Annotated in this window: 16 protein-coding genes, 2 tRNA genes and 1 pseudogene; 9 read left to right on the forward strand and 10 right to left on the reverse strand. The window is 60.8% G+C overall.

What is annotated here, in order from left to right; all coding sequences use genetic code 11:
- Positions 1 to 533 precede the first annotated feature (533 nt).
- From QZ292_RS06085 to QZ292_RS06105, 5 genes are all read right to left on the reverse strand, one after another.
- On the reverse strand, positions 534 to 1490 hold the full coding sequence (locus tag QZ292_RS06085; protein WP_294599268.1) for a tetratricopeptide repeat protein: 957 nt from the start codon (positions 1488 to 1490) through the stop codon (positions 534 to 536).
- Between the two features lie 132 nt (positions 1491 to 1622).
- On the reverse strand, positions 1623 to 2069 hold the full coding sequence (locus QZ292_RS06090; RefSeq protein WP_294599271.1) for a nucleoside deaminase: 447 nt from the start codon (positions 2067 to 2069) through the stop codon (positions 1623 to 1625).
- Between the two features lie 62 nt (positions 2070 to 2131).
- Positions 2132 to 2213: transfer RNA gene (locus QZ292_RS06095), tRNA-Leu, on the reverse strand.
- Between the two features lie 42 nt (positions 2214 to 2255).
- The gene (rpsT, locus tag QZ292_RS06100; protein WP_294599276.1) at positions 2256 to 2510 is read right to left on the reverse strand and encodes a 30S ribosomal protein S20; all 255 of its coding nucleotides are present in this window, start codon (positions 2508 to 2510) and stop codon (positions 2256 to 2258) included.
- A gap of 32 nt (positions 2511 to 2542) precedes the next feature.
- Positions 2543 to 2614: transfer RNA gene (locus QZ292_RS06105), tRNA-Glu, on the reverse strand.
- 136 nt (positions 2615 to 2750) lie between these two features.
- On the opposite strand from QZ292_RS06105, the gene QZ292_RS06110 reads away from it, so the two are divergent.
- Together QZ292_RS06110 and QZ292_RS06115 are read left to right on the forward strand one after the other, a co-directional pair.
- Positions 2751 to 2954: a hypothetical protein gene (locus tag QZ292_RS06110; RefSeq protein ID WP_294599280.1), complete on the forward strand. Its 204-nt coding sequence runs from the start codon at positions 2751 to 2753 to the stop codon at positions 2952 to 2954.
- Positions 2955 to 3153: 199 nt separating this feature from the next.
- Positions 3154 to 3387, forward strand: a complete 234-nt coding sequence (locus QZ292_RS06115; protein ID WP_294599284.1) for a hypothetical protein — start codon at positions 3154 to 3156, stop codon at positions 3385 to 3387.
- Positions 3388 to 4344: 957 nt separating this feature from the next.
- Here the strand turns inward: QZ292_RS06115 and QZ292_RS06120 are convergent.
- From QZ292_RS06120 to QZ292_RS06135, 4 genes are all read right to left on the reverse strand, one after another.
- Positions 4345 to 5481, reverse strand: a complete 1137-nt coding sequence (locus QZ292_RS06120; RefSeq protein ID WP_294599290.1) for an ABC transporter permease — start codon at positions 5479 to 5481, stop codon at positions 4345 to 4347.
- Positions 5482 to 5591: 110 nt separating this feature from the next.
- Positions 5592 to 5804: a hypothetical protein gene (locus QZ292_RS06125; protein ID WP_294599293.1), complete on the reverse strand. Its 213-nt coding sequence runs from the start codon at positions 5802 to 5804 to the stop codon at positions 5592 to 5594.
- On the reverse strand, positions 5789 to 5998 hold the full coding sequence (locus QZ292_RS06130) for a hypothetical protein (RefSeq protein ID WP_294599297.1): 210 nt from the start codon (positions 5996 to 5998) through the stop codon (positions 5789 to 5791). The genes QZ292_RS06125 and QZ292_RS06130 overlap by 16 nt, the downstream gene beginning before the upstream one ends.
- The gene (locus QZ292_RS06135; RefSeq protein ID WP_294599300.1) at positions 5983 to 6135 is read right to left on the reverse strand and encodes a hypothetical protein; all 153 of its coding nucleotides are present in this window, start codon (positions 6133 to 6135) and stop codon (positions 5983 to 5985) included. The genes QZ292_RS06130 and QZ292_RS06135 overlap by 16 nt, the downstream gene beginning before the upstream one ends.
- Positions 6136 to 6816: 681 nt before the next feature.
- On the opposite strand from QZ292_RS06135, the gene QZ292_RS06140 reads away from it, so the two are divergent.
- The 5 genes and pseudogenes from QZ292_RS06140 to QZ292_RS06160 all read left to right on the forward strand — a co-directional run bounded on the left by QZ292_RS06140 (position 6817) and on the right by QZ292_RS06160 (position 14031).
- Positions 6817 to 8802 (forward strand): alkaline phosphatase family protein, encoded by a 1986-nt coding sequence (locus tag QZ292_RS06140; RefSeq protein WP_294599303.1) that lies wholly within the window; start codon positions 6817 to 6819, stop codon positions 8800 to 8802.
- Positions 8803 to 8835: 33 nt separating this feature from the next.
- The gene (locus tag QZ292_RS06145) at positions 8836 to 9036 is read left to right on the forward strand and encodes a hypothetical protein (protein ID WP_294599307.1); all 201 of its coding nucleotides are present in this window, start codon (positions 8836 to 8838) and stop codon (positions 9034 to 9036) included.
- Positions 9037 to 10366: 1330 nt separating this feature from the next.
- Positions 10367 to 11965, forward strand: coding sequence for an aspartate:alanine exchanger family transporter (locus QZ292_RS06150; protein ID WP_294599312.1), 1599 nt, complete (start codon positions 10367 to 10369; stop codon positions 11963 to 11965).
- 65 nt (positions 11966 to 12030) lie between these two features.
- Positions 12031 to 13326, forward strand: a pseudogene (bioA, locus tag QZ292_RS06155) (adenosylmethionine--8-amino-7-oxononanoate transaminase); the annotation flags it as partial.
- Positions 13327 to 13341: 15 nt separating this feature from the next.
- Entirely contained in the window at positions 13342 to 14031 is a 690-nt protein-coding gene (locus QZ292_RS06160; protein WP_294599317.1) for a response regulator transcription factor, read from the forward strand.
- A 14-nt stretch (positions 14032 to 14045) separates the two neighbouring features.
- On the opposite strand, the gene QZ292_RS06165 is transcribed toward QZ292_RS06160, so the two are convergent.
- Positions 14046 to 14552, reverse strand: coding sequence for a 3'-5' exonuclease (locus tag QZ292_RS06165; RefSeq protein WP_294599321.1), 507 nt, complete (start codon positions 14550 to 14552; stop codon positions 14046 to 14048).
- A 140-nt stretch (positions 14553 to 14692) separates the two neighbouring features.
- Here QZ292_RS06165 and rnhA point away from each other — a divergent pair, with 140 nt between their 5' ends.
- Positions 14693 to 15190, forward strand: coding sequence for a ribonuclease HI (gene rnhA / locus QZ292_RS06170; RefSeq protein ID WP_294599326.1), 498 nt, complete (start codon positions 14693 to 14695; stop codon positions 15188 to 15190).
- Between the two features lie 23 nt (positions 15191 to 15213).
- Entirely contained in the window at positions 15214 to 16383 is a 1170-nt protein-coding gene (locus QZ292_RS06175; RefSeq protein WP_294599324.1) for an ATP-binding protein, read from the forward strand.
- Positions 16384 to 16916: the final 533 nt, after the last annotated feature.

Raw genomic sequence — 16916 nt, forward strand, 5'->3', positions numbered from 1 at the left:
CTCCCCGGGTGGGCCGAAGGCCCAGCGCGCAAGCCCGGCGATTCCTCGCGGAATCACGCTACTCGTTCTCAGCCCTATTCGTCCTCGGCGCGCCTCCCCCGCGCCGCTAAAGCGTCGCTGCGCCCGAGGCCGGCGATTCCTTTCGGAATCGTGCTACTCGCTCTCAGCCCCGTGTCCGCCTCACTGCGGCTCCGCTGTCGCACGCGGGGCGAGCTTTGTTCGCATTTTTTCCGCGCGCCTGGGGCGATTCAACCGTCGCCCGCTGGGATTTCATCTCAATTTTGCTCACCGCAAAACGAGTGAAATTCCTCTTTAAGCGGGGCGGGCGACGATCGAGCTTCGAGCCGGCTGGAACTGCCCTCGGGCCGGGCAGGCCCCGCGTGCCCGCGGTGGGCAATGGGCAGCCTCTACCCCATTCTGGTCCGCGAGCCTCAGGCTCCGCAGGACTCCCCCGATCTCCAACAAAAAACGGGACGATATTCCATTCCGGAATATCGTCCCGCAAAACTCCCGCACAAAAGTGCCGCCACAACCTACTGCGCCGCCAAATCGCTCGCCAAAGCCTTGGCTGCCGCCACATTACCCCCCGCAGTCACTTTCTTCAGCCATTCGATCGCCTTGGCATTGTTCCCGCGATTCTGATAAGCGACACCCAGCAGATAAGCGATGTTCGCTTTCTGTGCCTCATCCGTCTGAGCGGCATAAGCCTCTGCCCCGTTCGCCACCACGATGTCGTATTTCTTGAGGTTGTTGGCCGTCTGGATCAGCAACAGGCCGGCATCGGCACTCTCCGGAATCATTTCCGCATAAGCCTTCACCTTTTCGATATCGCCCGCTTTGGCCGCTTCCGAAGCCGCCACCAGCAGATAGTTGTTCATATCCGCCTGGGCTCCCTTGGCCTGCTCTGCGAATTTGCTGTTCTCCGTCCCCGCAGCAATCACCTGACGGTAGAGCGCCGTCGCTTCATCCAACTGTCCCAGCTCGGCATACGATTTCGCGGTGAAATAAGCCAGCTGGATATTGCTCGGATCCTTCTCCACCCCTTTCTGGAAACTTTCGAGGGCTTTGGTGTAGTCTTTCGTATTGAAGCTGGCAATCCCCTGAGCCATGTAGAGCTGCGAAATCGCACGTCCCAGCTGACGGCTCATCATCACATTGCCCTGCAGCTCTGCCAGGTCGGCCGCCTTGACGAAAGCAATAATAGCTCCCTCCGTATCTTTCGCTTTATAGAGGTTGCTCCCTTTCTGCTGATAGCATGCCGGCAGCACTTTCTGTGCTTCGGCCACGATATCCGCAGCATCGGCTCCCGCTGCCTGGCCCATCCGGATCACCTCCTCGAGCACGGGAATCGCCTGAACGATCTGTTTGTTGTTCAACAATTCGCCCGCCTCTTTCATCTTGAGGCCCACCTCTTCGACGCTCTGCGCCGCCGCGCTGCCGATCATCGTCGTGGCGACGAGCACGGCGCTCCACATTTTGATTCGTTTCATGTTTACGGTATGTTTAGGTTAATATATCCGTCTCCGAAGCCGGCCGCAAAGGGCACAGCAAGGACAAGTTTAGCGATTTTCCCGGAATTTTCAAAATGCGGGGCTCATTTCCCGTTCCGCGCCGAGCGGCGGTCAGAGGCCTCGAGCGCGCAACCGTTCGAAAAAGCCGGTTATCAGGTCTGCGCACTCTTCGCTCAGCACCCCTCCCGTGACCTCAGTTTTCGGGTGCAGCAGGGTTTCGGACACCGTGGTATAACCCCGTTTCGGATCCGCCGCGCCGTAGACGAGCGCCCCGAGCTGTGCCCAACGCAGCGCTGCCGCACACATGGGACAAGGTTCGACGGTCACATAGAGGGTGCAGCGATCCAGATATTTCCCCCCCAACGCAGCAGCGGCGGCCGTCAAGGCCTGCATTTCGGCATGCGCGGTGACGTCGTTCAAGGTCTCGGTGAGGTTGTGCGCCCGGGCGATGACGCGATCGCGCGAGACGACTACCGCGCCGATCGGGATTTCTTCCCGGCGCAATGCTTCGCGCGCTTCGGCCAGAGCCATCCGCATATACTGTTCGTGCTGGTTCATTCGGGAGACAGAAAAGAGCAGAAATCCCTTGCCGGTCTTTCGACTGACAAGGGATTATTCCGTACCCGGAGCCGGGATCGAACCGGCACGGATCGCTCCATTGGTGTTTGAGACCAACGCGTCTACCAATTCCGCCATCCGGGCATTGCGAGAAGGCGCGGCGCCTTCTCTTTTCCAAAAAGAAGATTACGCCAATGCGTTCACTTTCAACTGGAGTGCGCTCTTCAGATTAGCGGCCTTATTGGCATGGATGATATGCCGTTTCGCCAATTTGTCCAGCATCGCCACCACTTTCGGCAGCAGCGCCTCGGCAGCAGCCTTGTCGGTCGTATTCCGCAGTGCCTTCACCGCGTTCCGCGCGGTTTTGTGGTAGTAACGATTATGCAACCGCCGCGCTTCGGTCTGCCGAATCCGTTTCTGAGATGACTTGTGATTTGCCATTATGTTAAAAATCGCTATGTTTTACTTCGTCGTAGCCCCTAGGGGAATCGAACCCCTCTTCCAAGAATGAAAATCTTGTGTCCTAACCGATAGACGAAAGGGCCTTGATGGCTGCCGTCACCCGGCTTCCGGGCGCTATGGATTGCGCATGAAGCCGATTGCGGACTGCAAAGGTAAATGCTTTTTTCGATTCCGCCAAATTTTTTGACGTTTGGAGCCGAAGAGGAGTTCCCCCGAACGTTGCAGCGTCCATATTGCCCCGCCCCGGGCTTCCGCCGTCGGGATACGGGCGCGCTAGGCCACGTCGGCAGCTACGGTTACAGCTGGTCTTCGACGGTCAGCAGTATCAATGGCATGCACTTGGATTTCGGCGTAACGTGGCTCGATCCCAGTCACGCGAACACCCGCGCCTACGGTTTTCAGTTGCGTTGCCTCTCGGAATAAACGGGGCGTGTCGCACTCACAATTGGTAGCCTCTACCCCAATAAGCAACCTCTACTCCAGTTTACCGACACAGCCGCAGCGAAACGCAGTTTCGCCCGTCCACGGGACGTGGGGCCCGCGTAGGGCAATTCCGTCCGGCTCAAAGCTCGACCGCGCGCCACGCCTTAACGGGGAAATCGTCAAAATGCACTCGTGCGTTTTGACAAGATTTCCCAAGGCGCGCGAAAAAACAAACCCCGCCCCGGGCTACCGCGACTTCGGCCGTACAGGCTGGGAAGGCATTGCAAGGAGTATCGGCGACCATGGGTACAGTTTGTCTTCCGCCACGAGCGGCATCTACGGCCTGGACTTGTATTTCCGTTCGCAGTACCTCCACACCAGTTACTCGGACAACCGCGCCACCGGTCTTCAGTTGCGTTGCCTCTCGGAATAAACGGTGCGTGCCGCACTCCCAATTACCACCTCTACCCCAACGTTGGCCGGGCCTACCCCAACAAAGCAGCCTTTACCCTACTTTGCGGCTCAAAAAAGCCGCGCGGGCCGAAAAATCCATTGCAGTTCGGCGCCAGCGAAGGGCGCAACGAGCTCCGTCGAGTTGCAGCCCGCCGCGTGGGATGGCGTCGGACTGCACGGCCCTGCGGGCCGTAACTATTCAGCCCTATTCTCCGCCCCGTGTCCGCCTCACTGCGGCTCCGCTATCGCTCCGCCGGTGCCGTTTTTTGAAAACACATTCTTCGTCCGCGCGCTGGCGGAAATCTTATCCAAACGCGCCCTCACGCGTTTGGATGATTTCCTACTCCAGCAATCGCGCGCGGAGCGAGCTTTATGCGCGCCGGGACAATTCAACCGTCGCCCGCTGGGATTTCATCTCGATTTTTATATGATTCTTGTCCGCGCGCCTTTGGGAAATCTTGTCCAAAGCGCAAGTCGCTTTGAACGATTTCCCTATTAAGGCGTGGCGCGCGGTGCCTGCGGGCACTCCGAAATGGCCGCCTCTACCCTAACAGGATAGAACTGCCCTTCCGCGGGCGGCGGCCGGCTAATAAGGCAGAAAGAACCCTAATAAAACGCCCGGTGGGCGCCCCGGCGGGACGGAGCGATACTACGTATCGCTTACTTGTTTGCTACACCCAATTCTTTGTCGCGCGCTTGGGCGATTCATTCTATTTCGGCTCATCGCCGAAATAGTTGAATCGCCTCTTTAGGCCGCGGCGCGCGGTTGAGCATCGACTGGCCTCGGGCCGCGCAGGTCCCACGTCCCGTGGACGGGAAATGCTCCGCATTTCCACTTACTTGCTCAGCCCAAATCTTCACACCATTCTCTGTCCGCGCACTCACGCTCCGCAAGACTCAAAGTGCGGACGCCGGCGCTACCAACGACCGTCCCGACTCACCGGCTGAACTTCCGGAAAGTGGTCACCGCCGCCACGCCCATCACCCCAGCGAATATCCCCAGCATCACCCAATGACTCTTCAGGTCGGCCGCCGGACTCCCTTTGACCAACACCATTTTGATCGCCGAAATAATATGCGCCACCGGATTCAGCTGATCCGCCCGTTGCGCCCATTCCGGCATGCTCTCCACCGGCGTGAACAGTCCGCTCATCAGAATCAGCACCATCATGATGAAAAAGCTCAGAAAGATCGACTGCACCTGCGTCTGCGACACATTCGACACCACGAATCCCAGAAAAAGCAACCCGAGCAAATAAAGCGCGATAATGCCGTACAGAACGCCGACACTCCCCGCCACCGAAATGCCGTAGACCATCCGCGCCAACACCAGTCCGATCGTGAACTGCACCAGCCCGATGATAAAAAACGGCACTGTTTTCGCCAGCGCATACTGCGTCCGGCTCATCGGCGTGACATTGAGCTGTTCGATCGTCCCGCGCTCCTTCTCCTTCACCGCATTGAGCGCCATCATCGACATGCCGACGATCGTCACCAGCAAGGCCAGGATGCCCGGCACGATCACCATTTTATAGTCGAACTTCGGATTATACCACTCCTGCACCGACACCCCGACCTGCGCCGGGAACGCCCCCTCTCCCTGTCCGACCCGCTCCGGAATCAACCGTTCGGCCGTCAGCCGCCGGGCGAACTCACCGGCAATCGTATTGACATACCCGGCCGCCACACCTGCACTCAGGCCGTTGATCGCCGAAACGTGCACAGACAGCTCCGCCCCGCGTCCCAGGACAATGTCTCGTTCGAAATCGGTCGGAATCTCGACGATCATATCCACCTCTCCCCGTTCGATCATCCGCACCGCCTCGGCCCACGCCGCCGCCGAGGCCGACAGGGTGAAATATCCTCCGGCCTGCAATTCGGTCAGCATCATTCTGCTGAACTGCGTATTGTCGCGGTCGATCGCCGCCATCCGGAAGTCCCGTATTTCGTTATTCGCCGCCAGCGGCAAGACCAACAGCTGCACCACGGGCAACAACAAAACCGACCGCCAGATAAACTTATCGCGGAAAATCTGCAGGAACTCTTTTTTGAGCAGGATCAGAAACTTATACATCGCGTTCGGTCGATTTTTCCACCGGCCTCCGTACAAAAATAGCATACTTTTCCGAAAACCCTCCTCTCGTTCCGCCATATCGCCCGGGAACGGGTTGTTTGTGTTTCCGTTTATTCCGAGAGGCAACGCAACTGAAAACCGTGGGCACGGCCACTTGAGAGATTGGATTGTATCGCCCCCATAACAAAACGCAGATATACGCTTCCTGTACCATGAGGCGAACCCGACCAGACGGAACCCTCGCTGCCGTTTCCCCACAAAGCCCCCTCTTCATAACCGCGGCGGCCCGGGGCGGGGTCTTTCCCGTTTATTCCGAGAGGCAACGCAACTGAAAACCGTGGGCACGGTAACCCGCGCTGCTGGGATTGAGGTACGTCACGACGAAATGCAAGTACACCCCGTTGCTGCCGCTCACCGACGACGAGTAGCTGAACCCGTTGCTGCCGACGCTCACCAGTTCACCATTGGCTCTCTCGCGGAAGCCCGGGGCGGGGTTTCCGTTTATTCCGAGAGGCAACGCAACTGAAAACCGTAGCCGCGATAATTTTCATAGCAGGAAGCGAGCTCCTGTGCATTGAACCACAGAGAGACTCCATCGGTGTTGCTGGCCGCATTCGACCAGTTGAAACCATCGAACCCGACACTTCGTTGCAAACCAGTGGTTCGGCTGCGGTAGCCCGGGGCGGGGATTTGATTTCGCGCGCCTGGGGGAAATCCAGTCAAAATGTGCCAGCACATTTTGACGATTTCCCTGTTAAGACATGGCGCGCGGTTTTTAGTACTTTTTGAGTCGCCCGCAGGAATTTCATCTCGGTTTTGCTCACCGCAAAACGAGTGAAATTCCTCTTTAAGCGGGGCGGGCGACTGTCGAGCTTCGAGCCGGACGGAACTGCCCTGCGCGGGCGGCGGCCGGGTGACCCCGGCGGGACGGAGCGATGCTTACGCATCGCTAAGGCAGCCTCCGCCCCATTCTCTGTCCGTACTCCAATCTACCCCCTCCCTCCGCCCTGCCGAACGGCACGGTTTCCCCCGTACCCCGAAAAAAAGTATCTTTGTCACACAAAACGACAAACACCGACTGAAACCGTAGCGCCCGCTGCGCTACACACCCAGAAAAAAACACACATACCATCAGAAAATACAGCAGCCTCAGGTTCCGCACTTGAAAACTAAGAGACTTCAACGGCCGCGGGAACAGAGAGCCACTCACCCGTATTGTATCCACATCCAACCACAATACGGCATGAGGGCATCTGTCCGCGGCCGGGTTCCTCTTAGTCCCTCAAGTGCAGGCAGTTGTTCCTCATGCTTTTTCAAAAAAAAGCACGAAACACGATGAACGAACGACTGCGCCCCTGGCTGCACAACACCCTGACCGTACTGCTCTGGCGGCTGGGAATCGTCTACCTCCTGCTCTTCCTCCTGCGGGCGATCTTCTACCTCTTCAATACCGACACCCTCGGGCCGCTCACCTGGGGCGAGATTCCCGCCCTGCTGCGCGGCGGACTGCTCTTCGACACCGCCTGCCTCTGCTACGTCTACTGCCTGTTCGTCTTCCTGTCGCTGCTGCCCATACCAGGACGCAGCGGAAAAGGTTACCAGCGGATGCTCTTCGGCCTGTGGATCGGCGTCGGATCGATCGTCGTGCTGCTCAACCTCGCCGACACCGTCTACTTCCACTACGCCAAGAAACGGTTCACCGTCGACGAGTTCCACTTCACCGGCAATGACAACACCGGCCATATCCTCTGGAAAGCCCTCGGCGAAAACTGGTACCTGCTTCTGATCGGCATCGCGCTGGTATGGGGGATGATCCTGCTCTACCGCCTCGTGCGGCCCGCACCGAGGCGGCTGCGACCCATGTGGCTCTTCGTCGTCGTCAACACCGTGCTGGCGCTCGGATCGGTGGTGCTGCTCGTCGGCGGCATGCGCGGCGGGCTGGGACACGGCATCCGTCCCATCGCCATGAGCCACGCCGCCCAGTTCGCCCGCTCTCCGGCCAAAGCCTCGGCCGTGCTCACCAACCCGTTCTGTATCCTCCGCACCATCACCAACCGGAAGCTCTCCTACGTCAAATACTTCGCCGACCCGGCCGAACTGGCCGCCCGCTTCTCGCCCTACCACTACCCGGCGGCCGACAGCCTGCGCCACGGCCGGTTCGGCTCGCAGCGCGGAAAGAACATCGTGATTTTCGTCCTCGAAAGCTTCAGCTACGAGCACTCCGCCTACCTCAACCCGCATCTGTACCGCGACGGGGAGAGCTACACCCCGTTCCTCGACTCGCTGATGCAGGAGGGCTACCTCTTCCGCCGCGCCCACGCCAACGGACGCAAGTCGATCGACGCCCTGCCGTCGGTGCTGAGCTCCATTCCGTCGTTCAAGACCCCGTTCGTCATCACCCCCTACTCGCTGGGCGAGACCCACGGACTGGCCCGGCTGCTGGGCGACGAAGGCTACTCGACCTGGTTCTTCAACGGTTCGGAGTACAAGTCGATGGGCTTCGTGGCCTACGCCATGCTGTCGGGAGTGCGCAACACCCGCACGCGCGAGAACTACGAAGCTACGGTCGGTACGGAAGACGACGACGGCTACTGGGGCATCTGGGACGGGCCGTTCCTGCGCTACATGGCGCGCGAGCTGGACAGCGTGCCGAAACCGTTCTTCGCTACGGTCTTCACCCTCTCGTCGCACCATCCGTTCGTCGTTCCGGAGGGGTACGAGAAAGTGCTGCCGAAGGGACACACCAAGGCTCAGCAGCCGGTGGCCTATACCGACCGCTCGCTGCGCGGCTTTTTCGAATATGCCCGTCGGCAGCCGTGGTTCGATAACACGATCTTCGTCTTCACGGCCGACCACATATCGAGCGAGGTCTACGACCCGCTCACGAAGACGCCGACCGGCGATTCGCACATCATCTTCTTCCTCTACACGCCGGACGGCTCGCTGCGGGGCGACGACCGCCACATCGCGCAGCAGATCGACCTGATGCCGACGCTGCTGGGGCTGACGGGCTACGACAAACCGTTCTTCGCCTACGGGCAGGACATGTTCGAGATCCGGGCCGATTCGACACGGACGGCCCGCGAAGCGTTCGCGGTCAACTACATCGACGGGACGTTCCAGTGGATCACGGACTCGGCGGCGATGTTCTTCGACGAGCACGAGGTGATCCACCTGTTCGACCTACTGAACGACCCGTCGGAAGAACGCGACCTGATCCGGGAGGGCGTCCGTCCGGATTCAGCGCAGTTAGACCGCCTGAAAGGCTTCCTGCAAACCTACTACGAGCACCTGGAGCAGAGCGACTTCGTCGTCCGCTGATTTTGTCCGGTTGAGGCAGAGCCGGGTTCTCGCATGCATGAAATAGTCCCCGCCCCGGGCCGCCGCAACGCCTTCTCGGGCGATCCGGTGGACGTCGGCAACCACGGGTACAATTGGTCGTCCGATACGGGCGGTATCGGCAGTGTGGATTTATATTTTAGCACCAAGCATTTGAATCCTCAGGACGGACCAAGCCGTGCCTACGGTCTTCAGTTGCGTTGCCTCTCGGAATAAACGGGGCGTGTCGCACTCACAATTGGCCGGGTCTACCCTAACAGGCAGCCTCTACCCTATTGGGCTGACACAGCCGCAGCGAAACGTAGTTTCGCTCCGTCCCGCCGGGGTCACCCGGACGCCGCCCGCGCAGGGCAGTTCCGTCCGGCTCGAAGCTCGACAGTCGCCCGCCCCGCTTAAAGAGGAATTTCACTCGTTTTGCGGTGAGCAAAATCGAGATGAAATTCCTGCGGGCGACTCAAAAAGTACTAAAAACCGCGCGCCACGCCTTAAGGGGGAAATCGTTCAAACACGCAGTCGTGTTTGAACAAGATTTCCCAAGGCGCGCGGAAAAAACCCCGCCCCGGGCTTCCGCGACTTCGGTCGTACGGGCTGGGAAGGCATAGCAAGGGGCATCGGCAACCGCGGGTACAGCTGGTCGTCCACGTCTTACAATTCGGAGGACCACTATCGTGGCATGTACTTGGACTTCGGCGCGACGAAACTCTACCCCAGTGGCGCGAACTATCGCGCCATCGGTTTTCAGTTGCGTTGCCTCTCGGAATAAACGGAAGACTCGACTGATTGGGGAACTTCGAACCCGAGCTTGATCCTGTATGATTTTCAAACCCTGCGACCCGTAGGGTCGCACGGGCCGGAGCCCTCCCGGCAGAGGCCTGCAACTGCGCGGTGCTTGTTTCCGGCCTCGCTGACTCCGACCCACTCCCGCTCAGCCCAAATCTCCGCCCGGTTCGGGCTGCGCGCTCCCCGGGTGGGCCGTAGGCCCAGCGCGCAAGCCCGGCGATTCCATAAGGAATCGCGCTACTCGCTCTCGTCCCCGTGTCAGCCCCTGTGGCTCCGCTATCGCTCCGCCGCAATTTTGCGCGCCTAGGGCGATTCATTCTCTTTCGGCTCGTCGCCGAAAGAGTTGAATCGCCTCCTAAGACGGGGCGCGCAGAACATTTCAATCGTCGCCCGCGGCAATTCTTGCTCGATTGGCTCGCCGCCAATCGGCAGAATATGCCCTCTTTGCGGGCGGGCGACGGATTTCCCGCGCGCCTTGGGGAAATCCTGTCAAAACGCACCAGTGCATTTTGACGATTTCCCTTTTAAGGCGTGGCGCGCGGTCGAGCTTAGAACCGGACGGAACTGCCCTGCGCGGGCGGCGGCCGGGTGACCCCGGCAGGACGGAGCGAAACTACGTTTCGCTTACTTGTTTACTTCGCCCTGTTCTCTGTTCGCGCGCCTCACGCTCCGCAGAGGGCAATAGGTAACCTCTGCCCAAAACCTACATCCAACCCAGGCCTTCCCGCGAAAATCCCTATCTTTGCGTAAAATACCCTTTTCGCGCATGGCCCATTCCTTACTCAGCTCCCCCATCTTTGTCCTCTTCGTCATCATCGCCCTCGGCTTCATCGTCGGCCGCATCGACATCAAAGGAATCAACCTAGACGTCTCCGCCGTGATCTTCGTCGCCCTGCTCTTCGGCCACTTCGGCGTCGTCGTGCCCGCCGAGCTCGGGAACTTCGGGATGACCCTCTTTATCTTCGCCATCGGGATCCAGGCCGGCCCCGGATTCTTCAGCACCTTCAAAAGCAAGGGGAAAAGCCTCGCCGGACTCGCCGCGCTGCTCATCGTGACCGCTACCGTCACCACCCTCGCCGTGAAATACATCTGCGGGCTGAACGCAGCCGACACCGCAGGGCTGCTGGCCGGCGCGCTGACCAGCACCCCCGGGCTGGCCACCGCCCGGGAGATCGCCGGTGACAATGCCGCCATCTCGTACGGGATCGCCTATCCGTTCGGCGTGATCGGCGTGATTCTCTTCGTCAAGCTCCTGCCGCGGGTGCTGAAAATCGACCTCCGGAAAGAGGAACGCGCCCTCGAAGCCGACCGGCGCGAACTCAATCCCGACATCGTGGCCCATGCCTACCGCGTGACCAATCCGCTGATCGTCGGACGGCGGCTGCAGGACATTCGGCTGCGGCAGTACACCGGCGCCGTGATCTCGCGCATCGTGCGCGGCGAAGAGTCCATCCTGCCCCACGCAACGACCGTTCTTCAGGCCGGCGACCTGATCAAAGTGGTCGGGACACCCGTGTCGCACGACAAGACCGTGGAATTCGTCGGCGAACGGATCGAAGGCGAGCTGCCGTTCGGCAAGAACGTCGAACTGCAGACCGGGCTGGTCACCGCCCGGCCGCTCGTCAACCGCACCCTCGGAAGCCTCAACCTGCAGCAGAACTTCGGCTGCATCGTAACCCGCATCCGGCGCGCCGGCATCGACCTGGCGCCCGAACCCTCGCTCGCCCTGAAGTTCGGTGACAAACTGACCCTCGTCGGGCGGAAAGACAGCATGGAAGAGGTGCTGAGCTTCATCGGCAACGAAGGGAAACGCGTCTCGGACACCGACTTCCTGCCGATCGCCCTCGGGATTGCGCTGGGGGTCATCGTCGGCAAGATTTCGCTCTCCTTTTCCGACAGCTTCACCTTCTCGTTCGGCCTGACCGGCGGCGTGCTGCTGACCGCGCTGGTGCTGAGCGCCATCGGGAAGACCGGGCCGGTGCTATGGACCATGTCCGGGCCCGCCAACCAGCTGCTGCGGCAGTTGGGACTGCTCCTGTTCCTCGCCAACGTCGGCACCTCGGCCGGCGTCGGACTCGTCGAAACGTTCCGGACGAGCGGATGGTCGCTCTTCATCGGCGGCTTTTTCATCACCCTGCTGCCCATGGTCGTGACCGTGGTCGTAGCCCGTTACTTTTTCCGGCTCAACATCTTAGACCTGTTGGGGACGCTAACCGGCGGGATGACCAGCACCCCGGGGCTGGCGGCGGCCGACTCGATGTCCGACAGCAGCGCGGTCAGCGTCGCTTATGCCACGGTCTATCCGGTGGCCATGGTGCTGCTGATCATCTGCATCCAGATCGTCTCGATGATCGCAGCCGGATAGGCCCTGTTCCGAAAATCTGAAACAACGCAATGAATCGTTCCTCCCTCGACCCGAACGACCCGATCCAGTGGGATCGGGAACATCTGTGGCACCCCTACACCTCGGCCGTCGCCCCGCTGCCCGTCTACGGCGTGCGGCGCTGCAGCGGCGTGCGGATCGAGCTGGAGGACGGGCGGCAGCTCATCGACGGCATGTCGTCGTGGTGGTGCGCCGTGCACGGCTACAACCATCCGCGGCTGAACGCCGCCGTCGAACGGCAGCTGGCGGAGATGTCCCACGTGATGTTCGGCGGCCTGACCCACCGTCCCGCGGTAGAGCTGGGGCAAAAACTATTGGCTATGGTTCCGGGATCGGAGCTGAGCGACGGCGACCCGCAGAAACCGGAGTTCGTCTTTTTCGCCGACTCGGGGTCGGTAGCCGTGGAGGTGGCGATGAAGATGGCCCTGCAATGGCAGCAGGCACAGGGACATCTTCAAAAGCGGGAGTTTATCACCATCCGCGGGGGCTACCACGGCGACACGTGGCACGCGATGAGCGTCTGCGACCCGGAGGGCGGGATGCACGCCTTGTGGCAGGGGCGGCTGGCCGTACAGCACTTCGTTCCGCGGCCGGACGTCGCCTTCCGCGACGCGTGGAATCCGGAGGCGCTGAGACCGGTGCGCGAGGCATTCGAACAGCTGGGCGACCGGCTGGCGGGTTTCATTCTGGAACCCGTGGTGCAGGGGGCCGGCGGGATGTGGTTCTACCATCCGGAATACCTGCGCGGCGTGGCGGAATTGTGCCGGGAGTACGGCGTGCTGCTGGTGGCGGACGAGATCGCGACCGGATTCGGACGCACGGGACGTCTGTTCGCCTGCGAGTGGGCGGGCGTGGTACCGGACATCCTCTGTGTCGGGAAGGCGCTCACCGGAGGATACATGACACTGGCGGCCGTCGTGGCGGCGGCGAGGGTGGCGCGGGGGATCGACGGGCCGTTCATGCACGGGCCGACCTTCATGGGGAACCCGCTGGCCTGTGCCGTGGCCAACGAGTCGCTGAGCCTGCTCACGGAGATGAACCTGCCGGAGCGCATCGGACGGATCGAGGCGATATTGACCGAAGAGCTGGCGCCGCTACGGGAGCTGATACCGGCCGGAGCGGTACGGGACGTGCGGACACTGGGGGCGATCGGCGTGGTCGAGATGACCCGGCCGGTCGAGATGGCCCGCATTCAGGCCGCTTTCGTGGAAGAGGGGATCTGGATCCGGCCTTTCGGACGGTTGATCTATACGATGCCTCCTTATGTGATCGGCGAGGAGGATTTACGTACGTTATGCCGCGCCCTGGTGCGGGTAGTCCGGGCCGAAGCCGCATTTCGATAAGGAGGGATTCGCACGATGAAAGAAGAAAAATACACCATCCTGCAAGTAGACGACCACGCCCTGTTCCGCAACGGACTGAAGTTGCTGCTCAACTCCCACCCCCGGTTCCGCGTGGTGGGCGAAGCGGCCACCGGGCGCGAGATGCTCGGGTGGCTGGAGCAGGCGGAACGGCTGCCGGACGTCGTGCTGCTCGACATCGCCATGCCCGACATGAACGGCATCGAGGCGGCGGCCGAAGCACTGAAACATTGGCCCGAGCTGCGGATCATCACCCTATCGATGTACGGCGAGGAGGACTACTACTTCAAGATGGTCTCGCAGGGCGTCAAGGGATTCCTGCTCAAGAACTCGGACATCACGGAGGTCTACGCCGCCATCGAGGCGGTGCTGGAGGGCGGGTCGTACTTTTCTCAGGAGCTGCTGTTCAACCTGGTGAGCAACCTGCGCTCCTCGTCGGACAGCGAGGCCGAAGAGCTGCCCGAGGCAGAAGAGGAGGCGACCGACGAAGCCGCCCTCTCGGCTCGGGAAAAGGAGATTCTGCTACTGATCTGCAAAGGGATGACCAACTACGAGATCGCCGACACGCTCTTCATCTCGAAACGGACGGTGGACAAGCACCGGGCCAACATCCTCGAAAAAACCAACTGCAAAAACACGGCGAATCTGGTCGTCTACGCCATCAAGAACGGGCTGGTCGAAATTTGACCGGCGCCTCTCCGTTATAAAATCCGCATCGCGATCCGGGCGCACCCCTCGGCATCGGCCAGCGCATGGTGGTGTCCCTCGAACGGAATCCCCAGCCACGCACAAACCGTCGGCAAACGGTGATTCCCGATCTCCGCTTTCGGAATGAGCCTCCGCGCCGCCCGCAACGTACAATAGAACCGGTAGTCGGCCGGATAATCCATCCCATACGCTTCGTAAGCCGCCCGCAGGGCCCGCTCGTCGAAAGCGGCATTGTGGGCCACCAGCGGCAGCCCGTCGACCAGCGGCGCGACCTCCGTGTTCCAGACCTCCGGAAAGAGCGGCGCGTCGTCTGTATCCTCGGCACAGATGCCGTGTATCTGCTCGGTGAAGAAGCGGTAATAGTAGTTCGGCGTGGGCCGGATCAGCCGATGCAGCCGCCCGGCGATCTCGCCGCCCCGCACGACGACCAGTCCGACCGAGCAGATGCTCGACGGACGGCCGTTGGCGGTCTCGAAGTCTATGGCGGCGAAATCTTTCATCCGGTCATCGTTCCGGTTTCTCTCCCGGCAAATTTCTCTCCCGGCAAAGATAGCGAAGAGTCCCGGCTCCCCGCACAAAAATCCTCCGGCAGCCGGGGAGTGCCGCTGCGTCCGAAAAAATTTTATCTTTGCGAATAGAGATGAACAACCGTGTGACGATATATACCGACGGCTCCTCGCTCGGCAACCCGGGCCCCGGAGGCTACGGCGTCGTGCTGCTGGCCGGCCCCCACCGGCGCGAGATTTCGGCCGGTTACCGGCTCACCACCAACAACCGCATGGAGCTCCTCGCCGTCATCACCGGCCTCGAAGCCCTGAAACGAGACGGACTCGACGTGACCGTCTACTCCGACTCCAAATACGTGGTGGACGCGGTTCAAAAAGGGTGGATTTACGGCTGGATGCGCAAAGGATTCGCCGGAAAGAAGAATCCGGATTTATGGCGACGCTTCCTGCGTGTCTTCGGGCGCCACACTGTCCGGTTCATCTGGATCAAAGGCCACGCCGACAACATCGAGAACGAGCGGTGCGACCTGCTCGCCACCACCGCGGCCCGCGGCGAGACGCTGCTCGAAGACACCGGCTATCTGGCCGAAGCCTCGGTGCCGGCCCGCGGCGAGACGACCTTTTCCGCCTAATCTTTCATCCTCCCCGCCTCTCTATGCGCAGATTCACCATCGGATATCGCGGCAAACTGCTCTTCATCATGCTCGGATGCGCGATCGGCGTCGCCTCGCTCGTCTACTCGAACTACCTCGTGGGGCAGCTGCGCGACAAGGAACGGCACGAGATTCACCTCTGGTCGTTCGCCGTGGGCGAGAGCGTCAAGGCCGCCTCCAACGGCGCGAGGGCTCAGGCGGCGATTCTGAACCGAATCATCAACTTCTCGGAAGACATCCCCGTGATCGTCTGCGACGACCACCTGCGCGTGCTCCGCTACCGGCTGATCGACCCGGCCGTGATGGCCGATCCCGATCGGCTGGCCGACAAACTGGAGAGCATGCGCTCCGGCGGCCGCGACCCGATCGAGATACCGACCGCCCAAGGAACCGTCGTCCGCGTCTTTTACGACGAATCGCCGCTGCTCAAAGCCTTGCAGTACTTTCCGTGGATCCAGCTCAGCATCTTCGCCGTCTTCATCGGCTTCGCCTTCATCGCCTTCCGCTCGTCGAAACTCAGCGAGCAGAACCGGGTCTGGATCGGGATGGCCAAAGAGACGGCCCACCAGTTAGGGACACCGACCAGCTCGCTGCTCGGCTGGCTGGAGTACCTCCGGAGCCAGAACAGCGTAGAACCGTTCGTCGTGGACGAAATGAGCAAAGACCTGACCCGGCTGCTCAAGGTGGTAGACCGTTTCTCAAAGATCGGAGCGACGACCAACCTCGCACCGCGGAATATCTACGAGCTGGTGGCGGCGGCTGTGACCTATTTTCAGACCCGGATCCCGAAAAACGTGACGCTCAACTTCGCTCCGTGCACCGCCGAACCGATTCAGGGGATGGTGAACGAGGCGCTTTTCGGCTGGGTGGTCGAGAACCTGCTGAAAAACGCCCTCGACGCGCTGCAGGGCAGGGGTTCGATCACGGTACAATTATCGGTACGGGACGACCGGTGGATCTGCATCGACATCCGGGACACGGGCAAAGGGATGCCGAAAGCGAACTTCAAACGTATCTTCCGGCCGGGTTTCACGACCAAGACGCGCGGATGGGGTCTGGGGCTTTCGCTGAGCAAACGGATTATTGAGGAGTACCATCATGGCCGCATTTTTGTAGTAGATTCGGAACCGGACAAAGGAACGACCATGCGGATCATGATCCGGAAGCTGTAACCATTTGAATCGCCCCGGCGCGCGGACATAGAACGGGGTACAGCAAATAAGTAAGCGATACGTAGTATCGCTCCGTCCCGCCGGGGTCACCCGGCCGCCGCCCGCGCAGGGCAGTTTCGTCCGGTTCAAAGCTCGCCGCGCGCCACGCCTTAGGAGGCGATTCAACTGTTTCGGCGATGAGCCGAAATAGAATGAACCGCCCAGGCGCACGGACAAAGAATGAGACAAAGCAAACAAGTAAGCGAAACACAGTTTCGCTCTGTCCCGCCGAGGTCACTCGGCCGCCGCCCGCGCAGGGCAGTTTCGTCCGGTTCAAAGCTCTCCCGTCGCCCGCCCGCCTGAAGAGGGATTTCGCTCGTTTTGCGATGAGCAAAATGAAATGAAATCCCAGCGGGCGACGATTGAAATCCCTCGCGCGCCACGCCTAAGGAGGCGATTCAACTGTTTCGGCGATGAGCCGAAACAGAATGAATCGCCCGGCGCGCGAAACGCGGCGGAGCGACAGCGGAGCCGCAGTGAGGCGGACACGGGGC

The sequence above is a fragment of the uncultured Rikenella sp. genome (assembly GCF_910577125.1).
In the GTDB taxonomy this organism is placed as follows: Bacteria; Bacteroidota; Bacteroidia; order Bacteroidales; family Rikenellaceae; genus Rikenella.

Coding starts and splice junctions, on each gene's coding strand:
- QZ292_RS06085 (WP_294599268.1), bottom strand. CDS start 1,490: ATGAAACGAATCAAAATGTGGAGCGCCGTGCTCGTCGCCACGACGATG.
- QZ292_RS06090 (WP_294599271.1), bottom strand. CDS start 2,069: ATGAACCAGCACGAACAGTATATGCGGATGGCTCTGGCCGAAGCGCGC.
- rpsT (WP_294599276.1), bottom strand. CDS start 2,510: ATGGCAAATCACAAGTCATCTCAGAAACGGATTCGGCAGACCGAAGCG.
- QZ292_RS06120 (WP_294599290.1), bottom strand. CDS start 5,481: ATGTATAAGTTTCTGATCCTGCTCAAAAAAGAGTTCCTGCAGATTTTC.
- QZ292_RS06140 (WP_294599303.1), top strand. CDS start 6,817: ATGAACGAACGACTGCGCCCCTGGCTGCACAACACCCTGACCGTACTG.
- QZ292_RS06145 (WP_294599307.1), top strand. CDS start 8,836: ATGCATGAAATAGTCCCCGCCCCGGGCCGCCGCAACGCCTTCTCGGGC.
- QZ292_RS06150 (WP_294599312.1), top strand. CDS start 10,367: ATGGCCCATTCCTTACTCAGCTCCCCCATCTTTGTCCTCTTCGTCATC.
- QZ292_RS06160 (WP_294599317.1), top strand. CDS start 13,342: ATGAAAGAAGAAAAATACACCATCCTGCAAGTAGACGACCACGCCCTG.
- QZ292_RS06165 (WP_294599321.1), bottom strand. CDS start 14,552: ATGAAAGATTTCGCCGCCATAGACTTCGAGACCGCCAACGGCCGTCCG.
- rnhA (WP_294599326.1), top strand. CDS start 14,693: ATGAACAACCGTGTGACGATATATACCGACGGCTCCTCGCTCGGCAAC.
- QZ292_RS06175 (WP_294599324.1), top strand. CDS start 15,214: ATGCGCAGATTCACCATCGGATATCGCGGCAAACTGCTCTTCATCATG.